17 protein-coding genes and 2 pseudogenes are annotated in these 19,338 nt (G+C 69.3%); 16 read left to right on the top strand and 3 right to left on the bottom strand.

The genetic code is table 11. The features are described 5' to 3' along the window. The 11 genes and pseudogenes from MMG85_RS08425 to MMG85_RS08375 all read left to right on the top strand — a co-directional run. Positions 1-107: pseudogene (locus tag MMG85_RS08425) on the top strand (IS110 family transposase); the annotation flags it as partial. A gap of 276 nt (positions 108-383) precedes the next feature. After that, a complete protein-coding gene (locus MMG85_RS08420; protein ID WP_241045627.1) occupies positions 384-635 on the top strand; it encodes a hypothetical protein in 252 nt (83 codons plus the stop codon). 14 nt (positions 636-649) lie between these two features. Further along, complete coding sequence (locus MMG85_RS08415) at positions 650-997, top strand: type II toxin-antitoxin system PemK/MazF family toxin (protein ID WP_241045626.1); 348 nt, start codon at positions 650-652, stop codon at positions 995-997. Between the two features lie 35 nt (positions 998-1,032). Further along, positions 1,033-3,369 (top strand): NAD-dependent DNA ligase LigA, encoded by a 2,337-nt coding sequence (gene ligA, locus MMG85_RS08410; protein WP_241045625.1) that lies wholly within the window; start codon positions 1,033-1,035, stop codon positions 3,367-3,369. A 157-nt stretch (positions 3,370-3,526) separates the two neighbouring features. Continuing rightward, positions 3,527-4,498, top strand: a complete 972-nt coding sequence (epmA, locus tag MMG85_RS08405) for an EF-P lysine aminoacylase EpmA (protein WP_241045624.1) — start codon at positions 3,527-3,529, stop codon at positions 4,496-4,498. Between the two features lie 108 nt (positions 4,499-4,606). Continuing rightward, on the top strand, positions 4,607-5,356 hold the full coding sequence (locus MMG85_RS08400; protein ID WP_241045623.1) for a DUF3011 domain-containing protein: 750 nt from the start codon (positions 4,607-4,609) through the stop codon (positions 5,354-5,356). Positions 5,357-5,405: 49 nt separating this feature from the next. Continuing rightward, positions 5,406-6,464 carry an S-methyl-5-thioribose-1-phosphate isomerase gene (mtnA, locus tag MMG85_RS08395; protein WP_241045622.1) on the top strand — a complete coding sequence of 353 codons (1,059 nt, stop codon included), beginning with the start codon at positions 5,406-5,408 and terminating at the stop codon, positions 6,462-6,464. Positions 6,465-6,645: 181 nt separating this feature from the next. Then, complete coding sequence (locus tag MMG85_RS08390; RefSeq protein WP_241045621.1) at positions 6,646-7,785, top strand: GGDEF domain-containing protein; 1,140 nt, start codon at positions 6,646-6,648, stop codon at positions 7,783-7,785. Between the two features lie 103 nt (positions 7,786-7,888). Next, entirely contained in the window at positions 7,889-9,691 is a 1,803-nt protein-coding gene (locus MMG85_RS08385; RefSeq protein ID WP_241045620.1) for a sensor histidine kinase, read from the top strand. Continuing rightward, on the top strand, positions 9,688-10,128 hold the full coding sequence (locus tag MMG85_RS08380) for a response regulator (RefSeq protein ID WP_241045619.1): 441 nt from the start codon (positions 9,688-9,690) through the stop codon (positions 10,126-10,128). Before MMG85_RS08385 ends, MMG85_RS08380 begins: the two co-directional genes overlap by 4 nt. A 3-nt stretch (positions 10,129-10,131) precedes the next feature. Further along, entirely contained in the window at positions 10,132-11,637 is a 1,506-nt protein-coding gene (locus tag MMG85_RS08375) for an ATP-binding protein (protein ID WP_241045618.1), read from the top strand. 33 nt (positions 11,638-11,670) lie between these two features. On the opposite strand, the gene MMG85_RS08370 is transcribed toward MMG85_RS08375, so the two are convergent. The 3 genes from MMG85_RS08370 to MMG85_RS08360 all read right to left on the bottom strand — a co-directional run bounded on the left by MMG85_RS08370 (position 11,671) and on the right by MMG85_RS08360 (position 13,183). Beyond that, positions 11,671-11,997, bottom strand: a complete 327-nt coding sequence (locus tag MMG85_RS08370) for a hypothetical protein (protein ID WP_241045617.1) — start codon at positions 11,995-11,997, stop codon at positions 11,671-11,673. Positions 11,998-12,147: 150 nt separating this feature from the next. After that, positions 12,148-12,555: a hypothetical protein gene (locus MMG85_RS08365; protein WP_241045616.1), complete on the bottom strand. Its 408-nt coding sequence runs from the start codon at positions 12,553-12,555 to the stop codon at positions 12,148-12,150. Between the two features lie 274 nt (positions 12,556-12,829). Then, the gene (locus MMG85_RS08360) at positions 12,830-13,183 is read right to left on the bottom strand and encodes a hypothetical protein (RefSeq protein ID WP_055944345.1); all 354 of its coding nucleotides are present in this window, start codon (positions 13,181-13,183) and stop codon (positions 12,830-12,832) included. A gap of 176 nt (positions 13,184-13,359) precedes the next feature. Between MMG85_RS08360 and MMG85_RS08355 the strand changes: the two genes are divergently transcribed. From MMG85_RS08355 to imuA, 5 genes and pseudogenes are all read left to right on the top strand, one after another. After that, on the top strand, positions 13,360-15,780 hold the full coding sequence (locus MMG85_RS08355; RefSeq protein ID WP_241045615.1) for a DEAD/DEAH box helicase: 2,421 nt from the start codon (positions 13,360-13,362) through the stop codon (positions 15,778-15,780). 104 nt (positions 15,781-15,884) lie between these two features. Next, positions 15,885-16,607, top strand: a pseudogene (locus tag MMG85_RS08350) (ribonuclease H-like domain-containing protein); the annotation flags it as partial. A 205-nt stretch (positions 16,608-16,812) separates the two neighbouring features. Then, positions 16,813-17,931 (top strand): HDOD domain-containing protein, encoded by a 1,119-nt coding sequence (locus MMG85_RS08345; protein ID WP_055944350.1) that lies wholly within the window; start codon positions 16,813-16,815, stop codon positions 17,929-17,931. A gap of 171 nt (positions 17,932-18,102) precedes the next feature. Then, the gene (gene lexA / locus MMG85_RS08340; protein ID WP_241045614.1) at positions 18,103-18,708 is read left to right on the top strand and encodes a transcriptional repressor LexA; all 606 of its coding nucleotides are present in this window, start codon (positions 18,103-18,105) and stop codon (positions 18,706-18,708) included. A 1-nt stretch (position 18,709) separates the two neighbouring features. Next, positions 18,710-19,336: a translesion DNA synthesis-associated protein ImuA gene (imuA, locus tag MMG85_RS08335; protein WP_241045613.1), complete on the top strand. Its 627-nt coding sequence runs from the start codon at positions 18,710-18,712 to the stop codon at positions 19,334-19,336. The last annotated feature ends 2 nt before the right edge of the window (positions 19,337-19,338 follow it).

Below are 19,338 nucleotides of genomic sequence, written 5' to 3'. Positions count from 1 at the left end.
AGCGAGGTAAACCCGCCAAGGTGGCCCTGGTGGCATCCATGCGCAAACTGCTGGTCATCCTCAACGCCCGCATGCGGGACCATCTCAACGCCTCCCAAACAGCCTGAATCAAGACAGTTGCTCTCCCGTTCGTGGATCCGGCCATAGCCGCCTTGAGCATCACCGACGTCCGCCCCTTCGTACCGGTGCGAATGACCTTGGGGCCAGCATGCCTTGATGGGGGGAACGATCGGGGCTGTCAGCCTCTGGCGGCATATGGTCGCGTGTCGTCAGGAGGGCAATGCGTGTGCAGCCGACGTCGCAACGGTCCGTCCTTCCGCTTGCTTGCAATTGCCGCGGGAGTGGCCTAAGTTTTACCTGAGTAAAACTTCTGGGGCGCTTCCATGTCCTGTACCGCGATCCTCCGCCAGTCCGGCGGTTCCATCATCCTGTCCATTCCCAAGGCCATCGCCAGCACCTTGGCCGTCGAGGCGGGTTCGGTCGTGGAGTTGATGGTGGAAGGCCGCACCCTGACCGTGTCGCCTGCGCGCCGCACGCTGTCGGACCGCCTGGCTGCCAGCCCCGCCACGCCCGCGGCATGGAGCCGGGACGAAACGTGGCTCGAGGATGAGCCGACCGGACGCGAACTGCTTTAGGAGGAGTGGACATCATGGGCAAGGGAATCCCACAGCGCGGCGACATCCTGGAACTGAGCCTGGACCCCACGCAGGGTCGTGAAATCCGCGGTGCCCGTCCGGTCCTCGTGTTGTCTGCCAGTGCCTTCAACCAGGCGTCCGGCCTGCTCCTGGTGGCCCCGATTACCCAGGGCGGCCAGGCGACACGTGCGAACGGCTTCAGCGTGACGTTGATGGGCACGGGGCTGCGCACGCAGGGGGTTGTCCTGTGCGATCAGACGCGAACGGTGGACGCGCGCGCGCGCACGTTCAAGCGGATAGAGAAGGCGCCAGAGGGTCTCGTACAGGAGGCATTGGACGCAGTACGCGCCATCCTGGAGTGACGCTCGCATCGCGCTTCGGCCGGTAGAATCGCGCCATGGAACCTGCCGCCCGCATCGCCGACCTCCGCCGCCAGTTGGAGGACGCCAACTACCGCTACCACGTGCTCGACGAGCCCAACATCCCGGACGCCGAGTACGACCGTCTGCTGCGCGAACTGGACGAACTGGAAGCCGCGCATCCCGACCTGGTCACCGCCGATTCGCCCACCCAGCGCGTCGGCAACGCGCCGGCCGGCAAGTTCGCCGAGGTGCGCCACGCCATCCCCATGCTGTCGCTGGGCAATGCCTTCAGCGACGAGGAAGTGCAGGACTTCGTCCGCCGCATCGCCGACAGGCTGAAGCGGCCGGCGCTGACGTTCTCCGCCGAGCCCAAGCTCGATGGCCTGGCGATCAGCCTGCGCTACGAAAACGGCGCCTTCGTGCAGGGCGCGACCCGCGGCGACGGCGCCACCGGCGAGGACGTCACCCTCAACCTGCGCACCATCAAGGCCATCCCGTTGACCCTGCGCGGCAGCGGCTGGCCGGCGGTGCTGGAAGTGCGTGGCGAGGTGTACATGCCGCGCGCCGCGTTCGAGACCTACAACGCCTGGGCACGCGAACACGGCGGCAAGGTGCTGGCCAATCCGCGCAACGGCGCCGCCGGCTCGCTCCGCCAGCTCGATCCGCGCATCACCGCGCAACGGCCGCTGGCGTTCTTCGCCTACGGCACCGGTCTGGTCGAGGGCGGCGAGCTGCCGGATTCGCATTCGGCCACGCTGAAGCAACTGCGTGCGTGGGGCTTTCCGGTCAGCAGCCTCAGCGACGTGGTCGAAGGCGTGGACGGCCTGCTGGCGTACTACCGCCGCATCGGCGAGGCGCGCGACGCGTTGCCGTTCGACATCGATGGCGTGGTCTACAAGCTGGACGACGGGGAAGGGCAGCGCGAGATGGGCTTCGTCTCGCGCGCGCCGCGTTGGGCGATCGCGCACAAGTTCCCGGCGCAGGAACAGATGACCGTGCTGGAATCGATCGAGGTCAACGTCGGCCGTACCGGCGCGGTGACCCCGTGGGCATTGATGCAGCCGGTGCACGTGGGCGGCGTGACCGTCACCCGCGCCACCCTGCACAACGCCGACCAGGTCGCACGCCTGGACGTGCGCAACGGCGACACGGTGATCGTGCGCCGCGCCGGCGACGTGATCCCGGAGGTGGTCGGCGTGGTGGCCGGACGCCGCCCCGCGGGCGCGCAGCCCTGGCAGATGCCCACGGCCTGCCCGATCTGCGGCTCGGAGATCGTACGCGAGGAGGGCGCGGCGGTGTGGCGCTGCAGTGGCGAACTGACCTGCCCGGCGCAGCGCAAGGAAACCATCATCCACTTCGCCTCGCGGCGGGCGATGGATATCGAAGGACTGGGCGAGCGCTTCGTCGAGGATCTCAGCGATCTGGGCTTCGTGCAGAACGTCGCCGACCTCTACAAGCTGAGCGTGGACGACCTGCTGGAGATGAAGCGGCGCGTCGACGAGCGCGACGGCACCACGCCCGAAACCGTGAAGACCGGCAAGGTCGCGACCAAGTGGGCCGAGAACCTGATCGAGGCCATCGACCGCAGTCGCCAGACCACGCTGGAGCGCTTCTTGTTCGCGCTCGGCATCCAGCATGTGGGCGAGAGCACGGCCAAGGCACTGGCGCAGTGGTTCGGCGACCTGCAACTGATCCGTCGCCTGCCGTGGCCGGTGTTCAAGCTGGTGCCGGACATCGGCGGCGAGGTGGCGCGCTCGCTGGGCCACTTCCTCGACCAGCCCGGCAACCAGCAGGCCATCGACGACTTGCTGGCGCGCGGGGTGGTGATCGGCGACACCCATCCGCCCTCGGGCAAGTTGCGCGCCGGCCTGGATCTGGCCACGCTGCTGGTCGACCTGGAGATTCCCAAGGTCACCCGCGTGCGTGCCGAGCAACTGGCGTCGGCGTTCCCCTCGGTGCAGGCGCTGCTGGATGCGCCGGTGCACAACTTCGTCACCGCTGGCCTGCCCAGCGAGTCGGCCAACGCCTTCGCTGCGTGGCTGGAAGACGCGGCCAATGCAACGCTGCTGTCGCGCAGCGGCGCCGCGCTCGACGAATTGCGGGCGATCACGCCGGAAGACGTGGCGGCCTCCGTCGGCCCACTCGACGGCAAGACCGTCGTGCTCACCGGCGCCCTGGCCGCGATGAGCCGCGACGAAGCTGGCGAGAAGCTGGAAGCGCTGGGCGCCAAGATCGCCGGCAGCGTGTCGAAGAAAACGCATCTCGTCATCGCTGGCGAAGCCGCCGGTTCCAAGCTCGCCAAGGCGCAGGAACTCGGTATCGAAGTGTGGGACGAAGCGCAGCTGCTGGCGTTTCTGGAGCAGCATGCATGACGGTCAGTCCGCTCCCCTGTAGGAGCGACGTCAGTCGCGACCGGAAGGATTGTCCGATCATGCTGCATGGGAAAGTCGCATGCGTTGAAGCGCCCGGGCACGGGTGGCGTGTGGTCGCGACTGACGTCGCTCCTGCAGCAGATGCGGGTATCTCGCGATGAGCTGGCAACCCACCGCCTCCCTCGACGCATTGCGCCTGCGCGCTTCGCTCAACCGCCTTGTCCGCGAGTTCTTCCACGCGCGTCACGTGCTGGAGGTGGAAACACCGATGATGTCGCGCGCCGGCAATACCGATCCCAACATCGCGTCGTTTTCGCTGGAATTTGCCGGTCGTACCGATGGGGCGCCGCGGACGCGCTGGCTGCGGACCTCGCCGGAGTTTCCGCTCAAGCGGTTGCTCGCGGCGGGCGTGGGCGACTGCTACGAACTGGGCCGCGTGTTCCGCGATGGCGAAGCCGGCGGGCGGCACAATCCCGAGTTCACGATGCTGGAGTGGTACCGCGTGGGCTGGACGCTCAATCCGCTGATCGACGAGACCGTGGCGCTGGTGCAGGCGGCGCTGGCGATGATCGGCCGTGAGGCGACCGTAGCGCGGACCAGCTTCCGTGCGCTGTACGTGCAGCGGCTCGGCATCGACCCGATGACGGCCGACCTGGAGACCGTGCGCAACGCTGCAGCCGGCATCGCCATCGATGGCGAGGGGCTGACCCGCGATGACTGGCTGGACCTGCTGATGACGCACCGCCTGCAACCGGACTTTGCCCCGGGCCACATCACCGTGGTGCACGACTATCCGGCCAGCCAGGCCGCGTTGGCGCGGGTGGTCGAACGCGACGGTGTGCCGGTGGCCGAGCGCTTCGAGTTGTACCTGGGGGCGCTGGAACTGGCCAACGGCTACCACGAGCTGACCGATGCGCGGGAGCAACGCGGGCGGTTCGAGCGCGACGTGGCGGTGCGGCAGGCGCGTGGCGACATCGCGCCGCCGATGGACGAGGCGCTGCTGGCCGCGCTGGAGCAGGGCATGCCCGCGTGCGCGGGCGTGGCGTTGGGCGTGGACCGGCTGATGATGGCGATGCGCGATACCCCACGCATCGCCGACGTACTGGCCTTCGATTTCGCCCGCGCCTGAAAGCCAGCCAAACACCCCGCAAGCGCGGCGTGGCTGCAAACGGTTACGTGAGGCCGCATTCATTTTTCCTGCGTAGATTGCGATCCAACACCCACGAGGACACACGCCATGGAACGCCGACTGATCGCTTCGCTGATGTTTGGAACGGCCGCCCTGCTCGGCACGGCGTCGGCGCACGCCGCGCCGCAGTACGGCGACCGCTATCAGGGCGGGGGACAGACCGTCCGCTGCGAGTCGCCGAGCAACCGCTATCGCGAATGCCCGATGGATACCCGCGGCGGCGTGCAACTGACCCGCCAGCTGTCCAGCACGCGCTGCGAGGAGGGCCGCAACTGGGGCCAGGGCCGCAACGGTGTGTGGGTGGATCGCGGCTGCCGTGCCGAGTTCACCGCCGGGCGCGGTGGTGGCTGGGGCAATGGGGGCGGCTGGTCCGGCAACGGCGAGCGCATCCGCTGCGAGTCGGACAATGGCCGCACGCGCACGTGTGCGGTTCCCGCACGTGCCGACGTGCGCCTGGTGCGCCAGCTGTCCAGTGCGCGTTGCGTGGAAGGGCAGACCTGGGGCCAGGATCGCAATGGAGTGTGGGTGACGCAGGGCTGCCGTGCCGAGTTCGAGGTGCGCGGCCGTGGCAACGGCTGGGGCAATGGCGGTGGCTGGGGCAACAACGGCAACTACGGGCGCACCTTCCGCTGCGAGTCCGACAATGGCCGCACGCGCACCTGCGCTGTCGACGGCCGACGGGTGCAACTGGTGCGCCAGCTGTCGAGCAGCGCCTGCATCGAGGGCCGCACCTGGGGCCGCGACAACCGGGGCGTGTGGGTGACCAGCGGCTGCCGCGCGGAATTCCGTAGCTGGTGAGTTCCACCACGGCAACGGCCCGCTCACGGCGGGCCGTTACAATGGCGGCATGAACGACGTCATCGATTACGCCCGCTACGACCGCATCCGTCCCATCCGCTGGACCGGCACCGCGCTGGAACTGCTGGACCAGCGCAAGCTGCCGTTCGTGGTGGAGTACTTGGCCTGCACCACCAGCGACGAAGTGGCCGCCGCCATCCACGACCTGGCCGTGCGCGGCGCGCCGGCCATCGGCATTGCGGCCGCATGGGGCGTGGTGCTGGCCTCGCGCGAGGTGCTGGCGGCGACGCCGGCCGAGGCGCTGGAGAAGCTGGAACCCGCCCTGCAGCGCCTCAACGACGCGCGGCCGACGGCGGTGAACCTGGCCTGGGCACTGGCGCGCATGCGCGCCGCCCTGCGCACCGCCGGCAGCGACTGGCGCGGGGTGCTGGAACTGGAAGCGCTGGCGATCGCCGAGGAAGACCTGGCCGCCAACCGCCACATGGGCGAACTGGGGGCCGCGCTGATCGGGCAGGGCAGCGGCGTGCTGACCCACTGCAATACCGGTTCGCTGGCCACGGCCGGCTTCGGCACCGCGCTGGGCGTGATCCGTGCCGGCGTGGCGCAGGGCCGCATCGGCAAGGTGTATGCGGGCGAGACGCGTCCCTGGCAGCAGGGTGCGCGGCTGACCGCATGGGAACTGCAGCAGGATGGCATCCCGGCCACGCTGATCGCCGACTCCGCCGCCTCGCACCTGATGAAGACCGGCGCCGTGCAATGGGTCGTCGTGGGCGCGGACCGCATCTGCGCCAACGGCGACACCGCCAACAAGATCGGCACCTACCAGCTGGCCATTGCCGCGCGCCATCACGGTGCGAAGTTCATGGTGGTGGCGCCGTCCTCGACGGTCGACATGGCCACGCCGAACGGCGAGGCGATCCACATCGAGGAACGCGATCCGGCCGAGCTGCTCGGTATCGGCGGCACCCGCATCGTGGCCGAGGGCGTGGCGGCGTGGAATCCGGTGTTCGACGTGACGCCGGCGGCGCTGATCGATGCCATCGTCACCGAGAAGGGGGTGATCGAACAGCCCGACGAAGCGCGCATGCGGGCTGCGTTCGGCGGATGAAGCGGCCGGCGCGCGACCGTCGACGGGCCACTACCGACGTGGCGCGTCGGTCCTGCGCGGATGACGGCATGCCGGTGGCATGGGGCGGCTGAGGCGCCGCCGACGCAGGCAGGCTTCCGCCGCCGCGGACGACGCGGCACGCGGGTTGCAGCGCGGGACGCATCCCGCCCAGGAACCGCGCATGCGCGCCCGTCCGCTGCACGCACCGATCGCCGTCCCGGGCCTGATCCACAGCCTGCGCGGGCTGCTGTCGCGCCGTTCGACCCGTTCGCTCACCGCGGCGGAACGCGAAGACCTGGCCCAGGCCCAGTTGCGGGCCACGCGTCCGATCATCAGCGGCGTCCTGCTGTGCGGCGCGGTGCTGCTGGCGATCATCGCGGTGTTCGACCTGTCGCACGTGACCCCGTCGATTGGCTATCCGGTGTGGTCGCAGTTGCTGGCGGCGCTGGGCGTGGCGGCCTGCGCGGCCGGTGTCGCGCGCCTTGACCAGTGGCAGCAGCGGTTGATGCTGATCCTGGCCGGCACGCTGCTGACCGGCATCTTCATGAGCATGCCGTTGCCCGGCGCGACCGGGCAGCTGGCGCTGCGCACCGGCCTGTTCCAGTTGTTGCCGCTGGCGCTGATGGCGCTGACGGTGCGGCCCATGTCGCTGCTGGCGCTGGCCTTGCTGATCGTGGTGATGGCCCAGTTGCGCATCGTCCTGTACGGCGCACCGGGAACCGGCAGCGCGCTGTACTGGCTGTACACGCTGATGACCATCGGCTTCGGCCTGGTGCTGGCGGGGTACCGGACCGACTTTGCCGTGTCTGCCTGGCAGATGCGGCGGCGGCTGGTGCGGCAGGCGCATACCGATGAGCTGACCGGCCTGCTGAACCGGAATGGATGGACGGAGCGCGCCATCGCCCTGCATGCGCAGGCACTGGCCGCGGGTCGCCCGGTGGCGGTGGTGGTGCTGGACATCGACTACTTCAAGCGCATCAACGACGACCACGGCCACGAAGGCGGCGATGCGGTGCTGCAGCGGCTGGGGGACCTCATGCGCGCGCGCACCGGGGCGAACGGCTGCGCGGCGCGGATCGGTGGCGAGGAATTCGCGGTGCTGCTGGACGGTGACGACGCGGTGTCGGCGCAGGCCTTTGCTGAACGGTTGCGCCGCGAGTTCGGCAAGGCGCATGGCGGGGTGGTGGCCACCCTGTCCGCCGGCATCGCCGTTCACCGGCCGGGTGAATCGCTGCGCGACCAGATGCGCCGTGCCGACCTGGCGCTCTACGACGCCAAGCGTGAAGGACGTGATCGCGTTCATCTCGCCGACGTTTTCTGAACGTCCAATGTCATTCCAAATGTGACAACCCTGCGCTAGCATCCCTGCACGTTCGCGCGGGCATGTCGGTGCCCTAGACGCGTCCAGCCGACGCCAGGGGAACATGAACGAAGAACGCACCCGCACGTTGTGGGAAAGAACACGCCTGCCACTGTTGGGGCTGGTGGTCGTATTGATCGTGGTGGTGCCGGTCGTCCTGCTGCAGAGCCTGTCGCGGGCGAACCAGGAAGCCGCCGACGTCGTCGTCCATACCCACGAGGTGGAAGCCGCCGTGCTCGGGCTGGCGCTGGACGTCCGCGAGATGGAAAGCTCGGCCATGCTGATCGCTTTGGGCGCGGACCATCCGCTGGCGCGTGAGCGGCTGGTGTCGGGCCGGGCGTCGCTGCCCGCGCGTTTCGATGCCCTGGCCCGGTTGACGGTGGACAACCCCGAGCAGCTGGTGCGCGTGGGGCGCCTGCGCGAACTGGTGAGCGCCCGGATCGAAGTGGTGGACCAGTTGCTGGCCGCGCCCGATGCCTACAAGGGAAATGTGGTGGCGCCGCTGGCCACGCGCTTCCCGATCCGTGGCCTGCTGGACGAGATCCTCGCCGACGAGCGTGCGTTGCTGGCGCTGCGCAGTGGCGATGCGGACGACCAGCGGCGGCGCATGGAATGGATCCGGATGGCCGCGCTGGGCGCGCAGCTGCTGCTGCTGACGCTGGTGCTGATGTCGCTGGGCCGGCAGGTGGCGCGTCGCCTGGCCGCCGAGAAGCAGACCGCGCAGGCCAGCCAGCGCGCCCTGGTGGTGCTGGATACGGTGCGTGAACCGATCGTGCTGCTGGACGGCGAACAGCACATTCAGATGCACAACAGCGCGTTCGCCGAACTGTATGGCATCCAGAAGGGCGGCAAGATCGCCTCGCTGGACGAACTGGGCAGCGCCTGGCAGGACAAGGTGATGCGCCAGCGCCTGGACGACGTGCTGGCGCGCGGTCGCGAGTTGTGGGACTACGAGCTGCAGCAGGAGACCGCCGATGGCCTGCGTCGGACCGTCCTGCTGAATGCGCGGCGCATGCCGCTGCCGGACAGCGACGACCACGCGGTGCTGATGACGGTCAGCGACATCTCGCTGCAGAAGACCGCGCAGCAGGAAATCGCCGCGCTGAACCGCCAGTTGGAAGGCAAGGTCGAACAGGTGTCCGAGGTGAATCGCGAACTGGAGGCCTTCAGTTATTCGGTGTCGCACGACCTGCGCGCGCCGCTGCGCCACGTGGCCGGTTTCTCCGACAAGCTGGGACGCCACCTGGGCGAGGGCATCGACGACAAGAGCCGCCATTACCTGGACGTGATCGGCAGCTCCGCCCGCCGCATGTCGCAGCTGATCGACGACCTGCTGGTCTACTCGCGCCTGGGTCGCAGCGCCTTGCGCCTGCAGGCGGTGGACATGCAGTCGCTGGTGGCCGAGGCACGCGCCATGCTGGATGCGAACGATGCCAACGAGGGCCGCGCCGGGCGCGTGGAATGGCGCATCGCGCCGATGCCCATCGTGCTGGCCGACGAGAACATGATGCGCCAGGTGTGGAGCAACCTGCTGGGCAATGCGCTGAAGTACAGCAGCCAGCGCGAACGCGCGCTCATCGAGGTCGAACACCGCACGCAGGACGACGGCAGCCACCTGTTCACCGTGCGCGACAACGGCGCCGGCTTCGACATGGCGTATGCGGACAAGCTGTTCGGCGTGTTCCAGCGCCTGCACAAGGCCAGCGAGTTCGCCGGCACCGGCATCGGCCTGGCCAGCGTGCGCCGCGTGCTGGGCCGGCATGGCGGCCGCATCTGGGCCGAATCGGCACCCGACCAGGGCGCCACCTTCTTCTTCACCCTTCCGGCAGCGCTCGACGCTCCGCCTTCCCGAGAGAAAGACGCATGAGCGACATCCGCACCATCCTGCTGGCAGAAGACAGCCTGGCCGACGCCGAAATGGCGATCGACGCGCTGCGCGAAGCCAACCTTGCCAACCCCATCGTGCATGTCGAGGATGGCGTGGAAGCGATGGACTACCTGCTGCGCCGTGGCGCGCACGCCAACCGCGAGGAAGGCATGCCGTCGGTGCTGCTGCTGGACATCAAGATGCCGCGCATGGACGGTCTGGAGGTGCTGAAGCAGATCCGCCACCACGACACCCTGCGGCACCTGCCGGTGGTCATCCTGTCGTCCTCGCGCGAGGAAAGCGACCTGGCCCGCAGCTGGGACCTGGGCGTGAACGCCTACGTGGTCAAGCCGGTGGACATCGACCAGTTCTTCCAGGCGGTGAAAACGCTCGGCACCTTCTGGGCCGTCATCAACGAAACGCCAACCCTGGACTGAGTCGTGCCGCATTCCGGATCACCGTTGGGGCGCGTCCGCCTCCTGCTCGTCGAGGATTCCGAGCTCGACGCCGAGCTGCTGATCGAACAGCTGCTGGAGGCCGGCATGGAGGCCGAATTCCTGCGCGTGGACGGCGCGGACGACATGCGCGCCGCCTTGGCCGGCCCGCCGTTCGACCTGGTGCTGTCGGACATGGAACTGCCGGGTTTCTCCGGCTACCAGGCGCTGGAGATCCTGCGCTCGCACGACCCGCGGCTGCCGTTCGTGTTCTTCTCCGGCACGATCGGCGAGGACGCGGCGGTCAAGGCGCTGCAGCAGGGCGCCAGCGACTACGTGCTGAAGCACTCGCCGGCGCGCCTGCCGGCGGCGGTGGCACGCGCCATCCGCGAAGCGCGCACCGAGCGCGAGCGCGAACATGCCGAGCGCGAACTGATGCGCTCGCAGCGGCTGGACTGCCTGGCGATGCTGGCCGCGGGCCTGAGCCACGACCTGCGCAACATCCTGCAGCCGCTGCTGATCGTGCCCGACCTGCTGTCGACCTACAGCGACGACCCGAAGATCCTGCGGCTGGGTGCGGTGATCTCGGAGAGCGGCAAGCGCGGCCACGAGATGGCCGATTCGATGCTGTCGTTCGTCCGCGGCTCGCGTAAGGCCAGCGAGACCATCAGCGTGGCGGCCCTGTTCAGTGCCGTGCAGCTGCTGCTGCAGGGCAGCCTGTCGCGGCAGGTCCAGCTGACGGTGGAACTGCCGCCGGACGACCTGCTGATCGAAGGCAATTACACCGAATTCCAGCAGTGCCTGATCAACCTGTGCCTCAACGGCATCCAGGCGATGGCCGAACGTGGCGGCCGGCTCACCCTGTCGGCCACGCCGACGGTCGCGCCGGACGGGCAGCCCTACGTGGTGCTGCGCGTGGCCGACGAAGGCAGCGGCATGGATGAAGCGACCCGGCAGCAGTTGTTCACGCCGTTCTTCACCACCAAGGCCAGCGGCACCGGCCTGGGCCTGATGTCCTGCAAGCGCATCGTCGAATCGGTGCGCGGACGCATCGAAGTCAGCACCACGCTGGGGCAGGGCACGTCCTTCGAGCTGCATCTGCCGGCACCCGGCGACGAATGGGCAGGCATGGAAGACGCGGCATTCCTGGATGGTGAAGGACGCCGGATCCTGCTGGTCGATGGCGATGCCACCCGCCTGTCGCTGCTGGGCAACGCGCTGGCGGCGCAGGGCTACGACCCGATGATGGCGCCGGACGGCGCCAACGCGCTGCAGCGGATCGCCCGCGACGGCCTGCCGGCGCTGGCGATCATCGACGACGACATCCTGCTGCTGTCCGCGGCCGATGTGCTGGCGGTGCTGCAGGAGGCGGGGTTCGACGGACCGGTGATCCGCCTCAGGGAACCTGGCGTGCCGAGCGACGACCGCGACTGCACGCTGACCCTGGCAAAGCCCGTGCAGGTGCAGTCGCTGTTCGGGGCGATCGAACAGGCACTACGCGAGCGCGCCTGACGTCCCGGGGGACGCCGGCGCGCCGCCGATCGATCAGACGTGGCCGACCGTGGTGGCCGGCTTCAGCCGCTGCCACACCGCGCGCATGATGGGCTGCGCGCGGTACCAGCCGATCGGCGTGTCCGGGCAGTGCCGCTGCAGACGGTCGCGCAGCGACGGCGCGATCTCGTCGAACTCCTGCCGGTGGTGCAGCAGGTAGGCGTCGTAACCGATCTTCAGGCACCGCTCCAGATCGCCCACCGTGGCCCCGACCACCTGGAACGTGTCTTCATTCAGACGGGTCTTCCAGTAGGCGAGTTCGGCGTCGATGTCGACGATCTGCGCGGTGGCGTCGATGTTGCGCGTGTGCAGGCTGGCCATGGTGAATCCCCTGTGTCGATGTGGTGGTGAAGGGGTGATTTTTTGGTTGGCGCAGTGAGGCTTAAGTGAAATAAAGGCCGTTTTAACCCGCGTTTAACCGTGCAGGGGTTTTTCGGTTCACCTTTGCCAGCAACGCGTGAAGATTGCCGCTCAACGATGCTGCATCGTGCGCTCCAGCAGCACGCGTTCGTCCATCACGGCAGGCGCGAACAACGGCGGATCGTCTTCCAGCGGCGCGTTGAGCCGCTCCCACACGCGGGCGATGACGTTCGAGGCGACGGGCCAGTCGAGCCGCACGCCATTCAGCGCCGCGGCCTCGTAGCGCGACGGCAGCGTGGGCAGCAGTTCCTGCAGCGAGCGTCGCCGCGAGAGCAGGTAGGTGTCGTAGGCGAACTTCAGCGTGGGCACGTAATGGCGGAACGGCGTGCCGGAGCGATGGAAGGGCTGGCGGGCGTAGGTCTCCGCCCAGAAGCGCAGTTCCGAATGGATGTCGATGACCGCGCACGGCATGGCGTCGTCTTGCCAGGCGTGGGCGAACGGATCGGGCGGGCACGGCATGGGTTCCCTCCATGGCGCAAGACCTGGCCCAGGGTGGACCCGCGGGATGACACGCGGCCTGCCAGCAGATGACAGCCGCCTGTTGCCGTTGCCGCGACCGTGGCGGAACGCGCGGGACCCCTCTGGCAACGTGCCGCCGATCTTCGCCGACGAAGATGCGTGGCCCCTTGCCGTGCCGGTGCTTGTCGTTGTTGTCGCCCCTGCCTTGAGGTAGACGGGGCGATGTCCGCGCAGCGGCCAACCGTTCGTCGTGCCTGCCTGTGGCGCCGCGGCGTCAATGCATGCGCGCGGGCAGGGGGCCGTGCTCGTCGAGCCAGCGCCAGGCTTCGCGCAGCAGCGTGCGGGTCACCGGCCACGCCGGGCCTGCGTCGCCGCGCAGGCGTTCCCAGTCGTCTTCCAGGGCGAGTTCGGTATCCAGGTCCAGCCGGCCGGCGTGCTGCACATGCGACGCGGCGGCGAACGCGTAGGCGCTGCAAGCGTCTTCCCAGGCCACGTCCGGGTGCAGGCGACGGCGGCGGCCGTAATCGTGGGCGGTGAAGGCGGCGAACGCATCGCTGTCCGCGGCGGCCGTGCGCAGGGGAACCTGCCGCAGCGTGTCGAGCTGTTCGCGATAGAGCTGTCGATCCATGTGGGGTCTCCATGTGACAGGCACGTGGTAACGCGGGACGCGTTATCGCCGGGTGAGAAAGTCCTTCGTTATCCGATCACCGCGCCGCGGGGCGACGGGCGCGATCAGCCGGCCGTCAGTCTCAGCAGGTGAGACGCGCCCCGCGTCAGATGGCGGTCCGCTGCCGAGACGTCCCCATGCCCGCCCAGACCGCCCTGATCCGCCGCCATGCCGATGACGCCGCCCTGCTGCCCGTGACCACCGCGGACGGCAGCGCGCTGGCCGAACGCCTTGCCGGCAAGTACCGCGACCGGGTGACCGGGCAGTTCGTCATTCCCGCACGGGAAGGGCGGTACGAGCCGCTGCCGGAAGACCTGCCGCAGGCGCTGGCCGCGGCGTTGCGCCAGCGCGGCATCGAGCGGCTGTATTCGCACCAGGGCGAGGCATGGCGACACGCGCAGGCCGGCGATCACCTCGCGGTGGTCACGCCGACCGCCTCCGGCAAGTCGCTGTGCTACACGCTGCCGGTGGTGGCCTCGGCGCTGGCGCGGCGCGGCAAGGCGCTGTACCTGTTCCCGACCAAGGCGCTGGCGCAGGACCAGGTGGCGGAACTGCTCGACCTCAGCAGGGCCGGCGACTTGGGCCTGAAGGCCTTCACCTTCGACGGCGACACCCCCGGCGATGCGCGGCAGGCGATCCGCCTGCATGGCGACATCGTGGTCAGCAATCCGGACATGCTGCATCAGGCCATCCTGCCGCACCACACCAAGTGGGCGCAGTTCTTCGAGAACCTGCGCTACGTGGTGATCGACGAGGTGCACACCTACCGCGGCGTGTTCGGCAGCCATGTGGCCAACGTGCTGCGCCGGCTCAGGCGCGTGTGCGCGTTCTACGGCGCCACCCCGCAGTTCATCGTCTGCTCGGCCACCATCGGCAATCCGCAGGCGCATGCGGAAGCGCTGCTGGAACGGCCGGTGCATGCGATCACCGAGTCCGGCGCGCCGACCGGCGAGAAGCACGTATTGCTGTGGAATCCGCCGGTGGTCAATCCCGACCTGGGCCTGCGCGCGTCGGCGCGCTCGCAGAGCAACCGCATCGCGCGGCTGGCGATCAAGGCGGGCTTGAAGACCCTGGTGTTCGCGCAGTCGCGCACCATGGTCGAGGTGCTGACCAAGTACCTGAAGGACGTCTTCGACAGCGATCCGCGGCTGCCGGCGCGCATCCGCGCCTACCGCGGCGGCTACCTGCCGACCGAGCGGCGCGAAGCGGAGCGCGCGATGCGCGACGGGCGCGTGGACGGCATCGTCTCCACCTCCGCGCTGGAACTGGGCGTGGACATCGGCAGCCTGGATGCGGTGGTGCTGAACGGGTATCCCGGTTCCATCGCGGCGACCTGGCAGCGCTTCGGCCGCGCCGGGCGCCGGCAACAGGCCTCGCTCGGCATCCTGGTGGCCAGTTCGCAGCCGCTGGACCAGTACGTGGTGAGGCATCCGGAGTTCTTCGCCGACAGTCCGCCGGAACACGCGCGCATCGCGCCCGACCAGCCGATGATCCTGCTCGACCACGTGCGCTGCGCCGCGTTCGAGCTGCCGTTCCTGGCCGGCGAGCCGTTCGGCCCGGTCGATCCGTCGCCGTTCCTGCAACTGCTGGACGAGGACAGCGTGGTGCATCGCGAAGGCGACCGCTACGAGTGGATCGCCGACAGCTATCCCGCCAACGCGGTCAGCCTGCGCTCGGTGGCGGACGGCAACTTCGTCGTCGTCGACCGCACCGATGGGCGCCAGGTGATCATCGCCGAAGTCGATTTCAGCGCTGCGCCGCTGACGCTGTACGAGGGCGCCATCCACATGATCCAGTCCACCCCGTACCAGGTGGAGCGGCTGGACTGGGAAGGCCGCAAGGCCTACGTCACCCGCACCCACGTGGACTACTACACCGACGCGATCGACTACACCAAGCTGAAGGTGCTGGAGCGTTTCGATGGCTGTATCGCCGGGCAGGGCACCTGCCACCACGGCGAAGTCCATGTGGTGCGACGGGTGGCCGGCTACAAGAAGATCCGCTACTACACGCACGAGAACATCGGCTACGGCCCGGTGAACCTGCCCGACCAGGAGATGCACACCACCAGCCTGTGGTGGCAGTTGCCGCCGGCATTGCTGGAGTCCGCGTTCGAATCGCGGCAAGACGCGCTGGACGGGTTCCTCGGCGCGGCGTATGCGCTGCATATCGCCGCCACGGTCGCGGTGATGGCCGAAGGCCGCGACCTGCAGAAGGCGGTGGGCGACGGCGACGGCGCTTGGTTCGCGCTGCCGGACACGCAGGGCCGTGGCCAGCTGCGCGGCACGGACAGCCAGGTGCTGTCGCCGGTGTCGGGCGAGCGCTTCATCCCCACCGCGTACCTGTACGACAACTACCCCGGCGGCATCGGCCTGAGCGAGCCGTTGTGGCGACGCCAGCGCGAGCTGGTGCAGCGTGCGGTGCAACTGGTGTCGGGATGCGACTGCAAGGGCGGTTGCCCGGCCTGCGTGGGCCCGGTGCTGGCGAACGACGAGGACGCCGAGACCACGCCGCGTGCACTGGCTGCGCGTGTGCTGCAGCTGCTGGACGCCGCATGAGCGTCAGCCTGGAGAAGCTGCAACGGCTGCGCAGGCAGGCAGGGCACGGTGGCGCCGCGGCGTCGTCGGCTCCTTTGCCGCCCGCACACGATCCGTTGCCTGCATTGCGTCGCATGCTGGGCATCCGCGAGCGCAGCGCGCCGCCCGCGACCGCGCGTGCACGCGATCGCACGCTGCCCGGCGACGAGATCGCACCGGGCTTGCTGCTGCTGGAACAGACCTTGCCCTTCGACGCGGTGACGCCGCAGGTCGACGGCGCGTTCGCACGCATGGAGGCGTTCCGCACGGACAACCTGCTGTTCTTCGATACCGAAACCACCGGCCTGTCCGGCGGCACCGGCACGCGTGCGTTCATGGTCGGCGCCTCGGACTTCGTGCCGGGCGGCTTACGCGTGCGCCAGTTGCTCATCACCCATCTCTCCGCCGAGCCGGCGATGCTGCGCGCCTTCGCTGGCTGGCTGGCGGAAGACACGCGGCTGGTCAGCTACAACGGCCGCTGCTACGACGCGCCGCTGCTGGCCGCGCGCTACCGGCTGGCGCGGCAGGGCATGCCGCTGGCCGGCATCGAACACCTCGACCTGCTGTTCCCCACGCGACGTCGTTACCGCGGCGTGTGGGAGAACTGCCGGCTGGCCACCATCGAGCGCCACGCGCTGGGCATCGTGCGCGAGGACGACCTGCCCGGGTCGGAAGCGCCCGGTGCATGGCTGCAGTACCTGCGCGGCGGCGACGCCGGCCTGCTGCGGCGCGTGTTGATGCACAACTTCCAGGACGTGGTGACGCTGGCGCACCTGCTGCTGCACCTGTCGGCGCCAGTGGAGGCGTGATGCGACCCGTGCGACGCCAGGGACGGCACCGGTACGCAGGCTGTCGGTAATCCACCGACAGCGGAGTGTGAAGCGTTGCGCATTCCCTGCATCGCGATTCAAGAATGCGCGGCCGCGGCCGACACCCTTGCTAGATTCCACATGAGCCGTGCCTCCGCCCGCGGAAGGCATGCATCGAACTTGCGACACTTGAAGGGGACGTGCCTTGCGCATTCTGTACGTTGGCGACACCGCTTGCCTGCCTGAAGACCTGGCCGATTACATCGGCGACATGGGGGACGAGTGGACCGTCGAAACGGTGGCCGACGGGAAGTCGGCGATGTTCGCGGTGGCCAACGGTCCGGTCGACGTGGTGATGGTGGGGCCGGCGTTGCCCGACCTGCCGCCGGCCACGCTGCTGGGGCAGATCCGCACCCTGCGCGCGGAGACCATCCGCATCGCGCTGCTGGAAGGCAGTGCCGACAGCCTGTCCGCGCCGATCAAGCTGATCGGCGTGGCGCACCGCTTCCTGCCGCTGCCGCTGTCGTCGGAAACGGTGCTGGAGTCGATCCACAGCCTGGAAGAACTGCGCGACCTGCTGGACAGCCCGCGCCTGCGCCGCGCGATCGGCCGGGTCGAGCACCTGCCGTCGCCGCCGCACCTGTACTTCGCGCTGACCCGCGCGCTGGAAGAAGACGAAGGCACGGCCAACGACATCGCCACGCTGGTGGCCGGCGATCCCGCCATCGCCGCCAAGGTACTGCAGCTGTGCAATTCGGCGTACTTCTCCAATGGCCGTTCGATCACCGACCTGCGCGCCGCGGTGACGCGCCTGGGCCTGGGCACGCTGCGCGACCTGGTGCTGGCCAGCGAGGTGTTCTCGATGAAGACCGCCTCCAGCATCGATCGCGGCGCGCTGCAGCAGCGTGCGCTGCTGGCCTCGCGGCTGGCGGCGAAGATCCTGCCGCGCACCAGTTCCGAACTCGGCGCCACCGCCGCGCTGCTGGCCGACATCGGCCTGCTGCTGCCGGGCGTGCGCGATGAGCGCGACACCCCGGCCAGCGAGGGCGACGACCGCCCCGGCCATACCGAGGCCGGCGCCTACCTGCTGGGCCTGTGGGGCCTGCCGATGCCGATCGTCGAAGCGGTCGCCTTCCACCGCCAACCGCAGCGTTCCAGCCTGCGCAGCTTCTGGGTGCCCGGCGCGGTGCACGTGGCCGGCGCACTGGCCAGCAACGAGCCGGTGGACGAGGGCTACCTGAAGTCGCTGGGCGTGCTGGACCAACTGCCCAGCTGGCGGCAGATGGCCGAAACCATGGTCGAGCGGGCCGAAGAGGCCGCCTGAGATCCGCGTAGCCCGGCTACGGCCGCAGGCCGCACCCGGGGATGCGGATTGTTCGGACGCGCCATTCCCCGGGTTTCGCCCTCGGCTCTACCCAGGCTACGTCATTAACCGATAGCCGGTGGCTTCGCCAGTCTCGCCTTGTGCGACCAACAGGTGTACAAATGTACACCTATGAGCCCCGTCGACCTTCCTCCCCAGCGTGCCGCCGTCCTGGCCTTCCTGCGCCGGGAGCTGGCGGCCGGGCGGGCGCCCAGCCTGGCGGACATCGCGGCCGCCTTCGGCTTCGCCTCGCGCAATGCGGCGCAGAAGCACGTGCAGGCGCTGGTCGCCGACGGCCTGCTGGAACAGGCGCCGGGGCAGAAACGCGGCCTGCGCCTGCCCGGGGGCATGGCCGACCTGCTGCCGTTGCCGGTATTGGGGCGGGTCGCAGCCGGCCAGCCGATCGGTGCCGACATCGGCCTGGACGAACAGCTGTGGCTGGACCGCCGGCTGTTCTCGCCGCAACCCGATTACCTGCTGAAGGTGCAGGGCGATTCGATGATCGACGACGGCATCGTCGACGGCGATCTGGTCGGCGTGCACCGCACGCCGGACGCGCGCGACGGGCAGACCGTGGTGGCGCGCATCGACGGCGAACTGACCATCAAGCGGCTGCAGCGCGAGCGGCGGCGCATCCGTCTGTTGCCGCGCAATCCGGCGCACGCGCCCATCGACGTGCAGCCCGGGCAGGACTTCGCCATCGAAGGCGTCTACTGCGGCCTGGTGCGGCGCGGTTGAGATGGGCGCCGTCGTCGCCCTCGACACGCTGCTGGCCGCGCGCACGCTGTGGCATGCCGGACGCAGTGCGACCATCGCCGCCGATGGCGAACCCAGCGGGCACGCCGCGCTCGATGCGCTGCTGCCGCAGGGCGGCTGGCCGCGCCGCGCCCTGACCGAACTGTTGCTGCCCGCCGACGGCGTGGGCGAACTGGCGCTGCTGCTGCCCACGCTGGCACGCCTGACCCAGGCCGGCAGCACGGTGGCGGTGATCGCACCGCCATACATCCCGTATGCGCCGGCCTGGCAGGCCGCCGGCGTGGATCTGGCGATGCTGGAAATCGTCGACGCCTCACCGCGCGATGCGCTGTGGGCCTTCGAGCAATGCCTGCGCAGCGGTGCCTGCGCGGCCGTGCTCGGCTGGCCGGTGCACGCCGACGGTCCCGCATTGCGTCGCCTGCAGGTGGCGGCCGACAGCGGCGAGTGCCTGGGTTTCGCACTGCGCGACCGGCGCCATGCCGCCAATCCGTCGGCGGCCGCGTTGCGGCTGGAAGCGGCGCGCGATGCGCAGGGCGGGACCACGTGGCAGGTACGCAAGTGCCGCGGCGGACCGGCGCCCGCGCAGTCGTTCGCGCTGGTCGCGCATTGAGG

Origin of the sequence: Pseudoxanthomonas sp. LH2527, assembly GCF_022539275.1 — a bacterium.
Classification (GTDB): domain Bacteria; phylum Pseudomonadota; class Gammaproteobacteria; order Xanthomonadales; family Xanthomonadaceae; genus Pseudoxanthomonas_A.
The sequence above is the reverse complement of the archived record's forward strand: the minus strand, read 5'-3'. Positions and strand labels throughout refer to the sequence as shown.

Coding starts and splice junctions, on each gene's coding strand:
- MMG85_RS08420 (WP_241045627.1), top strand. CDS start 384: ATGTCCTGTACCGCGATCCTCCGCCAGTCCGGCGGTTCCATCATCCTG.
- MMG85_RS08415 (WP_241045626.1), top strand. CDS start 650: ATGGGCAAGGGAATCCCACAGCGCGGCGACATCCTGGAACTGAGCCTG.
- ligA (WP_241045625.1), top strand. CDS start 1,033: ATGGAACCTGCCGCCCGCATCGCCGACCTCCGCCGCCAGTTGGAGGAC.
- epmA (WP_241045624.1), top strand. CDS start 3,527: ATGAGCTGGCAACCCACCGCCTCCCTCGACGCATTGCGCCTGCGCGCT.
- MMG85_RS08400 (WP_241045623.1), top strand. CDS start 4,607: ATGGAACGCCGACTGATCGCTTCGCTGATGTTTGGAACGGCCGCCCTG.
- mtnA (WP_241045622.1), top strand. CDS start 5,406: ATGAACGACGTCATCGATTACGCCCGCTACGACCGCATCCGTCCCATC.
- MMG85_RS08390 (WP_241045621.1), top strand. CDS start 6,646: ATGCGCGCCCGTCCGCTGCACGCACCGATCGCCGTCCCGGGCCTGATC.
- MMG85_RS08385 (WP_241045620.1), top strand. CDS start 7,889: ATGAACGAAGAACGCACCCGCACGTTGTGGGAAAGAACACGCCTGCCA.
- MMG85_RS08380 (WP_241045619.1), top strand. CDS start 9,688: ATGAGCGACATCCGCACCATCCTGCTGGCAGAAGACAGCCTGGCCGAC.
- MMG85_RS08370 (WP_241045617.1), bottom strand. CDS start 11,997: ATGGCCAGCCTGCACACGCGCAACATCGACGCCACCGCGCAGATCGTC.
- MMG85_RS08365 (WP_241045616.1), bottom strand. CDS start 12,555: ATGCCGTGCCCGCCCGATCCGTTCGCCCACGCCTGGCAAGACGACGCC.
- MMG85_RS08360 (WP_055944345.1), bottom strand. CDS start 13,183: ATGGATCGACAGCTCTATCGCGAACAGCTCGACACGCTGCGGCAGGTT.
- MMG85_RS08355 (WP_241045615.1), top strand. CDS start 13,360: ATGCCCGCCCAGACCGCCCTGATCCGCCGCCATGCCGATGACGCCGCC.
- lexA (WP_241045614.1), top strand. CDS start 18,103: ATGAGCCCCGTCGACCTTCCTCCCCAGCGTGCCGCCGTCCTGGCCTTC.
- imuA (WP_241045613.1), top strand. CDS start 18,710: ATGGGCGCCGTCGTCGCCCTCGACACGCTGCTGGCCGCGCGCACGCTG.